The organism is Ruegeria sp. YTSB088, assembly GCF_059609825.1.
Genome location: NZ_JBXWMM010000003.1, coordinates 200,642 through 214,136 on the forward strand (window position 1 = coordinate 200,642; position 13,495 = coordinate 214,136).

13 protein-coding genes and 2 tRNA genes are annotated in these 13,495 nt (G+C 59.6%); 10 read left to right on the forward strand and 5 right to left on the reverse strand.

Annotated features, from left to right (window positions below; genetic code table 11):
• The first annotated feature begins 5 nt into the window (after positions 1–5).
• The gene (locus AC2FFA_RS06410; protein ID WP_496850623.1) at positions 6–1,502 is read left to right on the forward strand and encodes an aldehyde dehydrogenase; all 1,497 of its coding nucleotides are present in this window, start codon (positions 6–8) and stop codon (positions 1,500–1,502) included.
• Complete coding sequence (locus AC2FFA_RS06415; protein WP_496850625.1) at positions 1,499–2,839, forward strand: NAD(P)/FAD-dependent oxidoreductase; 1,341 nt, start codon at positions 1,499–1,501, stop codon at positions 2,837–2,839. The genes AC2FFA_RS06410 and AC2FFA_RS06415 overlap by 4 nt, the downstream gene beginning before the upstream one ends.
• Before the next feature lie 2 nt (positions 2,840–2,841).
• Here AC2FFA_RS06415 and AC2FFA_RS06420 read toward each other — a convergent pair whose 3' ends face one another.
• From AC2FFA_RS06420 to AC2FFA_RS06430, 3 genes are all read right to left on the reverse strand, one after another.
• Positions 2,842–3,279, reverse strand: coding sequence for an SDR family NAD(P)-dependent oxidoreductase (locus AC2FFA_RS06420; RefSeq protein ID WP_496850627.1), 438 nt, complete (start codon positions 3,277–3,279; stop codon positions 2,842–2,844).
• A gap of 29 nt (positions 3,280–3,308) precedes the next feature.
• Complete coding sequence (locus AC2FFA_RS06425) at positions 3,309–3,608, reverse strand: SDR family NAD(P)-dependent oxidoreductase (RefSeq protein WP_496676986.1); 300 nt, start codon at positions 3,606–3,608, stop codon at positions 3,309–3,311.
• Between the two features lie 416 nt (positions 3,609–4,024).
• Positions 4,025–5,572, reverse strand: coding sequence for a trimethylamine methyltransferase family protein (locus tag AC2FFA_RS06430; RefSeq protein ID WP_496718816.1), 1,548 nt, complete (start codon positions 5,570–5,572; stop codon positions 4,025–4,027).
• Between the two features lie 229 nt (positions 5,573–5,801).
• Between AC2FFA_RS06430 and AC2FFA_RS06435 the strand changes: the two genes are divergently transcribed.
• The 3 genes from AC2FFA_RS06435 (at position 5,802) to AC2FFA_RS06445 (ending at position 8,410) form a co-directional block, all read left to right on the forward strand.
• Positions 5,802–7,274: a flavin-containing monooxygenase gene (locus AC2FFA_RS06435; RefSeq protein ID WP_496850630.1), complete on the forward strand. Its 1,473-nt coding sequence runs from the start codon at positions 5,802–5,804 to the stop codon at positions 7,272–7,274.
• Positions 7,275–8,261 carry an alpha/beta fold hydrolase gene (locus tag AC2FFA_RS06440; RefSeq protein WP_496850632.1) on the forward strand — a complete coding sequence of 329 codons (987 nt, stop codon included), beginning with the start codon at positions 7,275–7,277 and terminating at the stop codon, positions 8,259–8,261. It abuts the gene before it with no gap.
• Between the two features lie 72 nt (positions 8,262–8,333).
• Positions 8,334–8,410: transfer RNA gene (locus AC2FFA_RS06445), tRNA-Met, on the forward strand.
• Positions 8,411–8,599: 189 nt separating this feature from the next.
• On the opposite strand, the gene AC2FFA_RS06450 is transcribed toward AC2FFA_RS06445, so the two are convergent.
• Both AC2FFA_RS06450 and AC2FFA_RS06455 read right to left on the reverse strand, forming a co-directional pair.
• Positions 8,600–9,088: an invasion associated locus B family protein gene (locus tag AC2FFA_RS06450; protein ID WP_496850634.1), complete on the reverse strand. Its 489-nt coding sequence runs from the start codon at positions 9,086–9,088 to the stop codon at positions 8,600–8,602.
• 457 nt (positions 9,089–9,545) lie between these two features.
• Positions 9,546–9,620 (reverse strand) — tRNA-Thr (locus AC2FFA_RS06455).
• Positions 9,621–9,703: 83 nt separating this feature from the next.
• Here AC2FFA_RS06455 and AC2FFA_RS06460 point away from each other — a divergent pair.
• The 5 genes from AC2FFA_RS06460 (at position 9,704) to hisD (ending at position 13,492) form a co-directional block, all read left to right on the forward strand.
• Complete coding sequence (locus AC2FFA_RS06460) at positions 9,704–9,859, forward strand: hypothetical protein (protein WP_299895187.1); 156 nt, start codon at positions 9,704–9,706, stop codon at positions 9,857–9,859.
• A 6-nt stretch (positions 9,860–9,865) separates the two neighbouring features.
• Entirely contained in the window at positions 9,866–11,134 is a 1,269-nt protein-coding gene (gene murA / locus AC2FFA_RS06465) for a UDP-N-acetylglucosamine 1-carboxyvinyltransferase (protein WP_496850636.1), read from the forward strand.
• Positions 11,131–11,607, forward strand: a complete 477-nt coding sequence (locus AC2FFA_RS06470; protein ID WP_496850638.1) for a DUF2948 family protein — start codon at positions 11,131–11,133, stop codon at positions 11,605–11,607. The genes murA and AC2FFA_RS06470 overlap by 4 nt, the downstream gene beginning before the upstream one ends.
• A complete protein-coding gene (locus AC2FFA_RS06475) occupies positions 11,608–12,129 on the forward strand; it encodes a GNAT family N-acetyltransferase (protein WP_117868172.1) in 522 nt (173 codons plus the stop codon).
• A 61-nt stretch (positions 12,130–12,190) separates the two neighbouring features.
• Positions 12,191–13,492: a histidinol dehydrogenase gene (gene hisD / locus AC2FFA_RS06480; protein ID WP_496850640.1), complete on the forward strand. Its 1,302-nt coding sequence runs from the start codon at positions 12,191–12,193 to the stop codon at positions 13,490–13,492.
• Positions 13,493–13,495 lie beyond the last annotated feature (3 nt).

Sequence of the window (13,495 nt, forward strand, 5' to 3'; positions counted from 1 at the left end):
GAGATATGGATCTGCTGACACAGGACGAATACAAATCCATCGCCGCAGGCCTGAACCTGCCGACCGGGGCGTTCATCGACGGGGCATTCCGCCCGTCGATCACGGGTGAAACCTTTGAGACAGTGAACCCGGCTACGGGCGGAAAGCTGGCGGATATCGCATCCTGCGGTGCAGCGGATGTCGACTTTGCGGTCGAAAAGGCGCGTGAAGCGTTTGACGATGGGCGCTGGAGCAAAATGCACCCGTCCGAGCGTAAGGATGTGCTGATCCGGCTCTGCAAGTTGATGACTCGCAACGCCCGTGAACTGGCGGTGATGGAAAGTATCGACAGCGGTAAGACCATCTACGACTGCGAAACCGTGGACGTACCCGAAACCATCCACTGTCTGAAATGGCATGCCGAAGCGATCGACAAGATTTACGATCAGGTCTCACCAGCCAGTGACGACCATATCGCCATGGTCGTGCGTGAACCCATTGGCGTTGTAGGGTTGGTCCTGCCGTGGAACTTCCCACTGCTAATGCTGGCGTGGAAGATCGGACCTGCCTTGGCGGCGGGATGTTCAGTGGTTGTGAAAGCCGCGGCTGAAACCACGCTGACCGCGCTGCGCCTGGCCGAACTGGCAATGGAGGCTGGCCTTCCCCGCGGCGTACTGAACATCGTACCGGGCGGAGGGGCCGATGTGGGCGAACCCATCGGGCGGCACATGGATATCGACATGGTTTCCTTCACCGGCTCGACGGTGACGGGCAAGCGGTTCCTGACCTATTCGGCGGAAAGCAACGCCAAGGAGGTGGTGCTTGAGATGGGCGGCAAGAACCCCGCCATCGTCATGGACGACGCCGAAAACCTCGACCGGGTGGCGGCGCATGTGGTGAATGGTGCGTTCTGGAACATGGGCGAGAACTGCTCGGCCTCGTCGCGCCTGATCGTGCATAAAGACGTGAAAGCCGAACTGCTGAAACGTATCGCGCATCACGCCAAACAGTGGAACATCGGTGACCCGCTGGACCCTGAAACCCGCATGGGCGCGCTGGTCAGCGAAGGGCATTACAACAAGGTCTGCAGATACCTCGATCAGGCTGAAAACGTGGTGATCGGCGGCAAGGTGGACAAGGGGTTTGTCGAGGCTACCGTCGTCGAAGTGCCGGGCAATGACACCGTGCTGGCCCGAGAGGAGATCTTTGGCCCGGTCCTGTCCGTAATTGAAGTCTCGGGCTTTGACGAAGCGATCAGGATTGCCAATGACACTGACTACGGCTTGTGTGCCTCGATCTTCACCGCCAACGCCAAGCGGGCCATTCGCGGTGCGCGAGCCATTCGGGCAGGGACTGTTACGGTAAACAGTTTCGGCGAAGGCGACATCACCACGCCGTTTGGCGGCTACAAGCAATCGGGCTTTGGCGGTCGCGACAATTCGATCCATGCGCATGATCAGTACACCCAGCTGAAAACCATCTGGATTGATCTTTCCGACGACGCCGACGAGGCCGTCGATTGACGCGCTTTGAGGCCAAAAGACTGCCCCGGCAGACGGGCCCGGCGGGATGGAATGCCATCCTGCCGCCCCAGGAGCCCCTGCCAGAGCTCGAACAGAACCTGACCGCCGACGTCACCATTGTCGGTGGTGGGTTTGCCGGGCTGACGACGGCGCGGCGGTTGCAACAGCTGGACCCCTCGTTAAAGATCGCTCTATTGGAAGCGGGTAGATTTGCGGATGGTTCGGCGGGGCGGAACTCGGGGTTCATGATCGACCTGCCGCATGATCTGGCCTCGGACAACTACGCAGGCGATGGGTTGGAAGCGGACCGCGCCGCCATTGCACTGAACCGTAAGGCCATCGCATTCGCAACCGAGGTCGCCGCCGATTGCGACCTGCCGCAAGAGATGTTCGATCCTTGCGGCAAACACAATGCAGCCGCCACAAAGGCAGGAGACGCCCATAACCGCGCCTTTGCCGGGCATCTGACCAAACTGGGTGAGCCGCATACGCTGTATGACCAAAAGCAGATGCAAGAGATCACGGGCAGCCCGCATTATGTTTCGGGGCTTTTTGCGCCGGGGACGGTCATGATCCAGCCGGCAGCTTATGTGCGGGCGCTTTCGAACCGTCTGGCCGGACAGATTGACGTGTTTGAAAACTCTCCTGTCACCAGCTTTGAAAAGCAGGGCACAGGCTGGATCGTCAGTACCGACAAGGCCAGGGTCAGCACCGGGCGGATCATCCTGGCCAACAATGGCCATCTGGAAAGCTTCGGGTTCTACCAGAGGCAGTTGATGCATATCTGCCTCTACGCCTCGATCACGGCCCCGCTGACCGAGGCGCAGATCAAGACACTGGGCGGACAACCGCGTTGGTCGGTGACCCCGGCGGATCCGATGGGCACCTCGGTCCGGCGCATTTCGGGCAGCTACGGGGATCGCATTCTGATCCGTACCGGATCCAGTTTTCACCCGACGATCGAAACCAGCCGGATGCGGTTGCGCAATGCCGGCTGGGTGCATGACCGCAAGTTCCGGGAACGCTTTCCAAATCTGTCGGATGTGCAGATGGAACATCGCTGGGCCGGGATGCTGTGCCTCAGCCGCAACGGATCCGCGGCGTTTGGCGAATTGGAGGAGGACGTGTTCTCGGCCTGCTGTCAGAATGGCCTGGGCATCGCCCGGGGCACTTTGCAAGGCATGGGCATCGCGGAACTGCTGATGCAGGGCGGATCAGAGATCGCGGATCACTTTCTGGCGCAGCCGGACCTTCCGCGATTGCCGCCCGAGCCCTTCGCCTCGCTTGGGGCGAACAGCTATTTGATCTGGAAAGAGTGGCGATCTGGTAAAGAGTGAGGTCAAGGCAAGCTCAGCTTGGCCATGCGTCCACCATCTATCGTAAAGACCAGCCCGGTGATGAAACCCGCATCCCCAGACGCCAGAAACGCGACGAGCGCGGCAACTTCTTCAGGCCGCCCTGTTCGGGCCACGGGGTGGGTCTTGGCGATGTCGCGACGGAACGCGGACGGATCAGGCATGGATTCGATGAATTCCTCGTTCAACTGGGTATCGATCCATCCCGGCGCGACGGCGTTACAGCGGATACACTCGGCCCCGTGATCCAAGGCAACGGCGCGGGTCGGGCCGTGCAACCCTGCCTTTGATGTGCAATAGACGGCGTGACCGGGATTGCTGCCCAAGCCTTCGATGGATCCGATGTTGACGATAGTGCCCTTGGTGTCGCGCAGATACGGCAGCGCAGCTTTGATCATCGGGAGCGGGGTGGTCAGGTTCACCGTCAGAGTGCGGTGCCAGTCCTAAAGACTCATCCCCCGACCGAGGCTTCCTGCATCATGCCGGCGTTGTTGACCAGCACGTCAAGACGCCCGGCCAGGTCAGTCACTTTGCTGACCATCTGCGCGGGGCTGTCGGTAAGGGTGAAATCCGCAACGATGCCGTGGAATTCCGAGCCCTCGCCACGTTGGGCAGTGAAGACATGCGCCCCTTCGTCCTGCAAACGTTGGGCGATGGCCCGGCCAATGCCGCTGCGCCCACCCGTGCCCCCGCATTGTGCAGGCGTTGAACGATTGACGCCCCGATGCCACCGGCAGCGCCAGTGACCCAAGCCGATATTCCATTCAGGTTCATAAGGTCATCCATTGCTGGACCGATGCGACAGGTGCTCCGATCAGGCCTTCAACAGGAACCACGCCCAGCCCCGGCCCGATTGGCAGTTCGATATGCGCGCCTTTGATTTGGATACCGTTTTCGGGATCGTAGTTGCCTTCGATATATATGGCGAAGCCAGTCAGACACCTTCCAGCAGCTCGGGCCGAACGGTTGCACCGTTATCCGCGACGGTTTTGACCCGCGTGGAATCCAGCGCCCGGACCTTGGCATTGGCCATGGTTTAGGGTCCGTTTTTGACCGGCAGTTCTTAGCTGTGGATGTGCAGTTCGGCAATCTTCATCTTGTGTACTTGTCCTGACCGAAAAAAACGACCAACCCGAAATGCGGGCGGGCCAGTAAGGGGAGTGTATATCAGTATGTCTGGTTCAACTCATCCGCCGCCGGGATTTCCCTTTCACGGCGGGCGATATAGTCCAGAAGCGCTTCGTTCCTGGCTTCGTCCAGTTTGGGTTCTTGGTATTCGGCCAGCAATTTCCGTGCATGTTTCAGGGCGCGTTCAGTGATTTCAATTTCACCTTCGGCGACCCATTGTTCGATCGAGTTGTTGTCGAACAGTTCCGGCATGAAGAACGCGGTCTGGAAGTTGTCCTGTGTGTGCGGATGACCCAGATAATGCCCGCCGGGCCCCACATCCGGAATCGCTGCCAAAGCCTCATCGAAGTCGTGCCATTTCGGCCCTTCGGCCATGCGGTAAGCCATCGCGCATTGTTCCGCATCCACGACGAACTTGGCGACCGAGCAATGCATGCCAGCCTCGTTCCAGCCTGCCGAATGCCAGATATAATTGGCCCCGGCGTGAATGACCGCGCTCAGCGTCGTGGCGGATTCGTAGCCTGCCTGCGCGTCAAAGGTCTTGGCCCCGCCCAGCGTGTTCGAGGTGCGCCACGGAACATCGTAAAAGCGCGCCATCTGACCGATCATGAAGTTCATCAGGCTGATCTCGGGCGTGCCGGCCATGGGTGCTCCGGATTTCATCGAAACGGTCGACAGGTAATGCCCCCAGATCGCAGGGCAGCCCTTGCGGATCACCTGCGTATAGGCCAGCGCCGACAGCGCCTCGGCAGTCAGCTGTGCCACGGTCGCGGGCACCGATGCCGGGGTGTTCGCGCCACCCAGAACAAAGGGCGAGCACAGAACCGGCTGATTGCGGCGGCAGAAGGCCCGCATCGCACCCAGCATGGTTTCGTCCCAGACCAGCGGGCTGTTGCCGTTGCAGTTGCCGGTGGTGACCGGATGATCGTCAATGAAACCTTCACCGAACAGGATATCGCACATATCCATCACATCCTCGGCGTTCCTGGGCGAGGTGGTCATACCCATGAAGGTCTTGTCCGAATATTTCATCGACGAATAGGTGATGCGCAGATGCCGCTGGCTGATCGGGTGATCATAGGGCTCGACAATGTGATGGGCCGAGCTGTGCAGCGCGGGCATCATGTGCGATAGCTTGTGGAACATCGCCAGATCATCCAGCGTCGGGTTGCGGCGCACATCGTCCAGATCGCGTAGGAATGGCGCTCCGGTCATCGGTACGAAGATCGCGTGCTTGCCCCCCAGCGCCAGGTTCTTTTTCGGATCGCGCGCGTGATAGGTGAACTGCGCCGGAATGCTCGAGATTAGGTCGCGCACCATGTGGCGATCCAGAAAAACCAGCTCTCCATCAACCTTGGCTCCGGCTTTTTTCCAGTCTTCCAGCGCGACGGGGTCGCGGAACTGAACACCGACGTTCTCCAGAATGTCCATCGCCGCATTGTCGATGCGCTCAACCTGGGTCGCGTCCATGACCTCGCACAGCGGGATGCCTCGGGTCAGGCCCGGCAGCATGTCAAAGTTCGGAGCGGAGCGTTTGGCACGGCGGGCAGAACGTCCGCCGGAACGCGTGGCAGTGCGAGTGGTCAAGGGGCAATCCTCCAATTTTGAAACAAACTGACGGATTCGCGGCGCGCCCACCTCTCTGATTGCGATATGTGCTTGCAAGAAGCGACAAAGGTTAAGCCAATCCATTTTTTCATCCATTTGTAACGAAAGGACGCCCGGTCATTTTCCCCTGTGTGACCTACTTCACAGCCAATCAAGTGCATACATCTGCAACAGATAAACGTAAGGTTGATTCTGAAGGCACTCACTCATGCACCACAAAACAGAGATGCTGATCGTCGGCGCGGGGTTTGCCGGGCTGACGATGGCGCTTGAGGCCCGCAAACGCGGTATCAAGGATATCGCGATTTTGGAAAAGGCCGATGATATCGGGGGGACATGGCGCGAAAACACCTATCCCGGTGTCGCCTGTGATGTGCCATCGCATCTGTATTCCATGGCGACCCACCTCAACCCGCATTGGAGCCGCGCGTATGCCGGTGGCGCGGAAATACAGGCTTATCTGCAAAAGGTCGCGCGTCAGGAAGGGTTGTATGACCTGTGCCACTTCGGGCAGGAGCTGAAATCGGCCAGGTGGGATGGCGCATACTGGCAGGTTGAGACGATGGATGGTCAGCACTGGTCGGCCCGGTTTCTGGTCTCGGCCATTGGTGCACTTCATTATCCCAGCATTCCGGACATCCCCGGCGCAGACAGGTTTCCCGGCCCCAGTTTCCACTCTGCCGAATGGAATCACGATGTCGATCTGACCGGCAAGAGCGTTGCGGTCGTCGGTACCGGGGCGTCCGCTGTTCAGTTTGTGCCCGAAATCGCCGGAATTGCAGGCCACGTTACGATCTTTCAGCGCAGTGCGCCTTACGTGATGCCGCGCCCGGACGGCCCGATTGCGCCCTGGGTGCGCAGCCTTTACGCCCGGTTTCCCATTTTGCCGCGCATTCGGCGCAAGTTGATATTCATGATCTTCGAATTTCGCCACCGCGTGTTTCGCGGTGAGGAACGTGCGGTAAATTTTGCCTTGAAAATGTGGCGAAAGGCATTGGAGCGCGCCATCACCGATCCGGCCGAACAACGGGTTCTGACCCCCGACTACCGGATCGGCTGCAAACGAATCCTGAGCTCGAACGATTGGTACCCGACCCTGGCCCGCGACAATGTCAGCGTTGTTCCGAAAGGCGTCGCCCGAATTGAAGGTGACACAGTCATCGCGGCGGATGGCACCCAGACCAAGGCGGATGCCTTGATCTGGGGCACGGGGTTTCACGTAACCGACGTGGTCGAGCGTCTGGACATCACCGGCACAGACGGGCTGACGTTGCGCTCTGCCTGGTCGGATGGCATGTGCGCGCATCTGGGTACCGCAATTGCGGGTTTCCCCAATTTCTTCCTCCTTCTGGGGCCGCATACCGGGCTGGGGCATAACTCGGTCGTGCTGATGATCGAGGCCCAGGTTGGCCATATCGGCCGGGTCCTGAGCGAGATGCAGTACAAGGGTCTGTCCGCGATTACTCCTGACGCAGCCAGACAGGCGGCGTTCACACGGGAAATGCACGACCGCCACTCGGACGGCGTCTGGCAGGCCGGGGGCTGTTCATCGTGGTACATGGATGCGGAAGGGCGGAACACGACCCTTTGGCCCGGCACGGTTGCCGAGTTCCAGAAACGCATGGCACAATCGGGGTTGGAACAATACAGACCCGCCGCCCTTGGCAATGGAGAGAGTTGAATGACAACCGTTCTGATCGTGATCGCCGTCTTTGCCGTGGCCCTGTTTGTCACGAACCTGTGGACCCGGAGGATAACACGCCACGGTCTTGAAACCGTGCCACAGCTGGGTCAGATCACACCCGTTCGCGGCGGCAGCATTCACTATGTGGAAAGGGGAAACCCCGACGCACAGACCATCGTCATGATCCATGGCCTGGCCGGGCAGTTGCAGCACTTTACCTATGCGCTGGTGGATCTTCTGGCCGACGACTACCACGTTATCGCGCTGGACCGGCCGGGATGCGGGTATTCAACGCGCGATACGGCCGAGCTGGCGCAATTGCCCCACCAGGCTGGCATGATTGCTGAGTTTCTGGACAAAAAAGGCGTGGACCGCGCCGTTCTGGTCGGCCACTCGCTGGGGGGCGCGGTTTCATTGGCGATGGCACTGGACCATCCGGCCCGGATTGCCGGACTGGCGCTGCTGGCACCGCTGACTCACAAACTGCCCGAAACCCCGGCGATCTTCAAACCGCTCGAGATCCGCTCCGAATGGCTGCGCAGTCTGATCGGCAACACGCTCGCCGTTCCTCTGGCGTCCAAAACCGCGCCGCACACGCTGAGCGCAGCGTTTGACCCAGAGACCCCGCCTGATGACTTTCTGGACCGAGCAGGCGGTGCGCTTGGCCTGCGGCCTTCCGCCTTTATCACAGCATCTCAGGACGTTGCCGGTGTCGATGCCAGTATAAACACGCAGGTCGCGCGCTATCCGAAACTGACTGTCCCCGGGGGCATCCTGTATGGTCGTCAGGACGCGATACTGTCGCCGCCGCTGCACGGGCCGACAATGGCCGAATTCGGGCTGAGTTATGAAGAGCTGGACGGGTTCGGTCACATGATTCCGATTACTGAGCCCGAAATCTGCGCTGCCTTCATCCGCAGGATGACGGACGCAACCACATCCCCCCGGATGTCCTTGCAGAACAAGCCATCTGGGCACGCGTGAAAGAAATCTTCGGGCTGGTTGATTTCCCTCTTGACCCTCCCGGGCCCCTCGCTTACATCGCCTCTCACTCAAGGCGGAGTAGCTCAGTTGGTTAGAGCAGCGGAATCATAATCCGCGTGTCGGGGGTTCAAGTCCCTCCTCCGCTACCACCCACCTGAAATAAAGCAATGGATTGTAAACAGGAATGACGTCCTGTGCGGAGCTTGCCCGGCATCTTTTCCACTGTTTGACAGTCCACAACCAAATCGAGGTCAACGCCCGGATACCAGCGTCACGGTATGGATCGACCTGCACGAAGGTGCCCTTCCAGGTCGCTGGCCGGTTTCAGCAACTTGTGGTCAATTGGAGGGGTAGCCGCGTTTCCGAACCTCTTCGATAGCCGCAGAAAACCCATAAAGTGAGAACGTAAAACTGCGTTTGACGGTTGGAGAAGCCGCAAAGTAATACTCCACCTTTCCGAATTCTGCGTTCAACAATTCTTTCGTCAGCCCGACGTTGACTTGGCAATATTGTGGAGTGCAAAACTGGTATGCGTACTTTCGACTGAACCTGCCATCAAGTGTCACAACCACTCCATTGTTCAAGTCCGTTGTTGCAGGCAACTGCAAAACGAGCCCGGCTACAACCTCGCTGTTGTCTATCGGGATACCAATTATGTTCGCGATGTTCTTGCCGTGGTGCTTGATGTGTTGGATCGTCGAACACTCTGACTTGGACGTGTCGCAGTAGATGTCCCAAACACCTGCTTTGGCAACTTTCTTCTCCCGTGCTTCCGCCTGGCCGACGGTATGGAAAATGGATGCAGCAATAAGAAAAACTCTTAGCATCGAAGCCCTCAAAAACGGGATTAACTGGTCTTTAAGTACGCTGGGGTTGTGTTTCTGCCAGCCTTTAGTGAGGGAAAGATGCCCGGGCTATAAACCTCGATACAGCCTGAAGGAAAAACTGAAATCGGGTTCGCGTGCCATGATGTCATCTCCGTTGTTTGGGTTGGCTTGCTAACGCCCTCCCGAGGGGCCGAACGTGACAAGATTCAACTTAAGGAGAAGATCGAAAACTCCGTCCTAGAGAAGGGTCGGTTTGAGGATCGTATGGAACTCGCCCTGCGATTTCTATCAAGTCCTTAGAAAATATATAAAAATGGTGACTTTTCTATGCGCCAAACCGTCCTTCGGTTGGTGTTTCCTGAGCCAATAAATACTGTCAAAACGGTATGTATGGAACTCTCGAATTTTCACTCCCTTTCAGATACTTAAGGGATATCTCGGGGCAAAAAAAGCGAGATGGTGCTGCTGGAGAGAATTGAACTCTCGACCTCTCCCTTACCAAGGGAGTGCTCTACCTCTGAGCTACAGCAGCGCTGTGGGCGGGTGATTAGACTCAAACGAAACGCGGCGCAAGGGTGTCTGGACGGTTTTTTTCGCCTCCTGTAGAGAAAGATCATGACGGAAAAAAATTCACCCAAAAAACAAGGCAAATCCGGGGATGCACGCGAAGAGCGGCTGAAGGCGGCGCTGAAGGCCAATATGGCGCGGCGCAAGGCACAGGCCAAGGCGCGGGCGGCCTCCGGGGACAATGCCGACAAGGACGAGGGATAAGAGCAGATGGATTCGATTCTGGTGACGGGCAACGGCCCGCTGAACGGTCAAATACCGATTGCGGGGGCCAAGAACGCGTGTCTGACACTGATGCCTGCGACTTTGCTGAGCGAAGAACCGCTGACGCTGACCAACGCGCCACGCCTCAGCGACATCAAGACCATGACGGCTCTGCTGCAATCGCTGGGAGCCGAGGTGTCGTCGCTGCAGGATGGTCAGGTGATCGCGATGTCGAGCCACAACCTGACCAGCCAAACGGCGGATTATGACATCGTGCGCAAGATGCGTGCTTCGAACCTGGTGCTGGGTCCTTTGCTTGCGCGATTTGGACAAGCGGTTGTTTCTCTGCCCGGTGGCTGCGCGATCGGAGCCCGTCCAATGGACCTGCACATGGAAGGGCTTGAAGCGCTGGGCGCCGAGATAGAGCTGAAGGACGGTTATTTGCACGCCAGGGCTACGGGTGGGCTGAAAGGCGCGGTGCATGAGATGCGCTTTGCTTCAGTCGGGGCCACTGAAAACATCGTCATGGCGGCAACGCTGGCCAAGGGCACCACGGTTCTGAAGAACGCGGCGCGCGAGCCCGAGATTGTCGATCTGGTCGAATGCCTGCGAAAGATGGGTGCACAGATTTCAGGCGAGGGCAGCTCGACCATAGAAATTCAGGGCGTCGACCGGCTGCACGGTGCCACACATCAGGTTGTCACCGACCGGATCGAACTGGGCACCTATATGCTGGCCCCGGCGATTTGCGGCGGCGAGGTCGAGCTGCTGGGCGGGCGCATGTCGCTGGTCGACTCCTTTGCCGCCAATCTCGACGCGGCGGGTGTCAGTGTCACCGAAACCCAAAACGGCTTGAAAGTGGCCCGCAAGAATGGCCGCGTGCAGGCCGTGGATGTGGTTACGGAACCTTTCCCGGGTTTCCCGACCGACCTGCAGGCGCAGATGATGGCGCTGATGTGCACCGCCGAAGGAGTTTCGGTTTTGGAAGAACGTATTTTCGAAAACCGTTTCATGCATGCCCCGGAACTTGTGCGCATGGGCGCGAATATCGAAGTGCATGGCGGCACCGCCACCGTCACGGGTGTCGAAACGCTGAAAGGCGCCCCGGTGATGGCGACAGATCTGCGGGCTTCGGTGTCGCTGATCCTTGCCGGATTGGCGGCTGAAGGTGAGACAACGGTAAGCCGGGTCTATCATTTGGACCGCGGATATGAGCATGTGGTGCGCAAGCTGGAAGGCGTGGGTGCAAAAATCGAACGGATCAAGGGCGAATGACGGACGCAAGTTTTGAAGACGGGCGCGAAGCCCCGCTGAATCTGGGGACCGAGGATGCAGATGACCTGAAGGTGATCTCGACCCTAGCCCAGGACGCGGTTTTTCCTGTGACCGAGATGAAATGGCAACCGTCGAAGCGCCGCTTCGGCTTGTTGCTGAATCGCTTTCGCTGGGAAGACAAGGATGCCGCCGCCCGTCGTGACCGCCCGTTTGAACGGGTGCAGTCGGTTCTGGTCTTCGATTCCGTTCTGTCCGTGGCCAGTCAGGGCATTGATCGCGGCGAGAAGGACATGGTCATGTCCCTGCTGTCCGTCGAATTCGAACCCGGCGAGGATGGCGCGGGCCAGGTCTTGCTGACACTGGCGGGTGATGGCGCGATCCGCCTGACGGTCGAGGCGTTGGAAGCCACGCTCAAAGACGTCACGCGCCCGTATCAGGCCCCATCCGGCCGGGCCCCGCAACACCCCGAATAGATGCAAAACAAGCGTGGCATTTCTCAGGCGTTTTTGAAGGTGCACGATGGCATCGTATTGCGCCCGGCCACGGTATTCGATGTGTTTGACGTAAGCCGGGTGCTGATCCGGTCGATCACTCAGCTTTGCGTGGCCGATCACAACAACGATCCCGACTATCTAAAACAGTGGACCGCGAACAAAGACCCGGCGACCATCCGGGGTTGGTTCAAGCCGGGATCCCAGATCTGGCTGGCCGAGCGTGAAGGGCAGGTGGCTGCGGTCGGAGGATTGTTCGAAACCGGCAAGATCACCTTGCTCTATGTTGACCCGGATCACGTGGGCAGCGGGGTGGGGGCCGCACTGCTCAACCGGCTGGAGCGGCAACTGGTCGCGTGCGGCTGTTCCGAGGCGCATCTTGATGGCACCCGGACTGCGCGCGAGTTCTATCTGCGCCACGGCTGGCAGGTCACGGGGCAATGCAGTGACCGTCAGGACCTGTCCTGCTTTGCCATGCGCAAATCGCTGCACCCCGCGGGCTGAGGGTTGAGGCCGCGCCCCGTGGGCGATATGTCCCGTGGCGCAACGCCCGGAGTGCCAGACCATGCCCGTTTTCCTCGACGCCACATCGCCCGATTTCGAAGCCGCCTTCCAGACCCTTCTGTCTGCCAAGCGCGAAGACAGTCCGGATGTGGATGCAGTTGTGGCGCAGATCATCGACGATGTACGCAACCGGGGCGACGCGGCAGTCATCGAACTGACCGCGAAATTCGACCGGCTGGAGCTGACGCCCGAAACGCTGGCCTTCAGCGCGCAGGAGATTTCAGACGCGGTGGCGCAAGTCGGGTCCAAAGACCGCGCGGCGCTGGAGCTGGCCGCCGGCCGGATCCGGGCCTATCACGAACGGCAGATGCCCGAGGATCACCAATGGACGGACGCGGCGGGCGCAACGCTGGGCTGGCGCTGGTCTGCGGTCTCTGCTGCGGGGTTGTATGTGCCCGGCGGGCTGGCCTCTTACCCGTCCTCGGTTTTGATGAATGCCATTCCGGCCAAGGTGGCGGGCGTGGACCGGCTGGCCATCGTGGTGCCCACGCCGGACGGGAAGGTGAATCCGCTGGTGCTGCTGGCGGCACAATTGTCGGGCGTGGACGAAGTGTATCGCATCGGCGGAGCGCAGGCCGTGGCGGCGCTGGCCTATGGCACCGACACCATCGCACCGGTCGACAAGATCACCGGCCCGGGCAATGCCTTTGTGGCGGCAGCCAAGCGGCGCGTCTTTGGCAAGGTCGGCATCGACATGATTGCGGGCCCCTCGGAAATCCTGGTCATTGCCGACAAGGACAATGACCCGGACTGGATCGCACTGGACCTGCTCAGCCAGGCCGAACACGATGAAAGCGCGCAATCGATCCTGATCACCGACGACGCCGCATTTGGCCACAACGTTGCCAAGGCTGTCGAAAAGCGCCTCGAAACCCTGCAACGCCGCGTCATCGCCGGGGCCAGCTGGCGCGACTTTGGCGCCATCATCACCGTACGCGATCTGGACGAGGCCGCGGCGCTTTCCAACCGTATCGCCCCGGAGCATCTGGAGCTTTGCGTCGCGGACCCGGTCGCGCTGAGCGAAAAGACCATCCACGCCGGGGCAATCTTTCTGGGCCAATACACCCCCGAAGCCATCGGTGATTATGTCGGCGGCCCCAACCACGTGCTACCAACGGCCCGGTCCGCCCGGTTCTCGTCCGGGCTCAGCGTGATGGATTTCCTCAAACGCACGACACTCAGCCAAATGACCCCCAAAGCCCTGCGCGCGATCGGTCCCGCCGCTGAACAGCTGGCGCAATCGGAAAGCCTCGAGGCGCATTGCCTTTCGGTCACGGCGCGCCTGAACCGCCTGAATGGCTAAAAT

What these genes read in the sequence shown, in the direction of transcription:
- AC2FFA_RS06440 (WP_496850632.1), top strand. Translation starts at nt 7,275, where the DNA reads ATGACAACCGTTCTGATCGTGATCGCCGTCTTTGCCGTGGCCCTGTTT.
- hisD (WP_496850640.1), top strand. Translation starts at nt 12,191, where the DNA reads ATGCCCGTTTTCCTCGACGCCACATCGCCCGATTTCGAAGCCGCCTTC.
- AC2FFA_RS06460 (WP_299895187.1), top strand. Translation starts at nt 9,704, where the DNA reads ATGACGGAAAAAAATTCACCCAAAAAACAAGGCAAATCCGGGGATGCA.
- AC2FFA_RS06410 (WP_496850623.1), top strand. Translation starts at nt 6, where the DNA reads ATGGATCTGCTGACACAGGACGAATACAAATCCATCGCCGCAGGCCTG.
- murA (WP_496850636.1), top strand. Translation starts at nt 9,866, where the DNA reads ATGGATTCGATTCTGGTGACGGGCAACGGCCCGCTGAACGGTCAAATA.
- AC2FFA_RS06470 (WP_496850638.1), top strand. Translation starts at nt 11,131, where the DNA reads ATGACGGACGCAAGTTTTGAAGACGGGCGCGAAGCCCCGCTGAATCTG.
- AC2FFA_RS06450 (WP_496850634.1), bottom strand. Translation starts at nt 9,088, where the DNA reads ATGCTAAGAGTTTTTCTTATTGCTGCATCCATTTTCCATACCGTCGGC.
- AC2FFA_RS06435 (WP_496850630.1), top strand. Translation starts at nt 5,802, where the DNA reads ATGCACCACAAAACAGAGATGCTGATCGTCGGCGCGGGGTTTGCCGGG.
- AC2FFA_RS06475 (WP_117868172.1), top strand. Translation starts at nt 11,608, where the DNA reads ATGCAAAACAAGCGTGGCATTTCTCAGGCGTTTTTGAAGGTGCACGAT.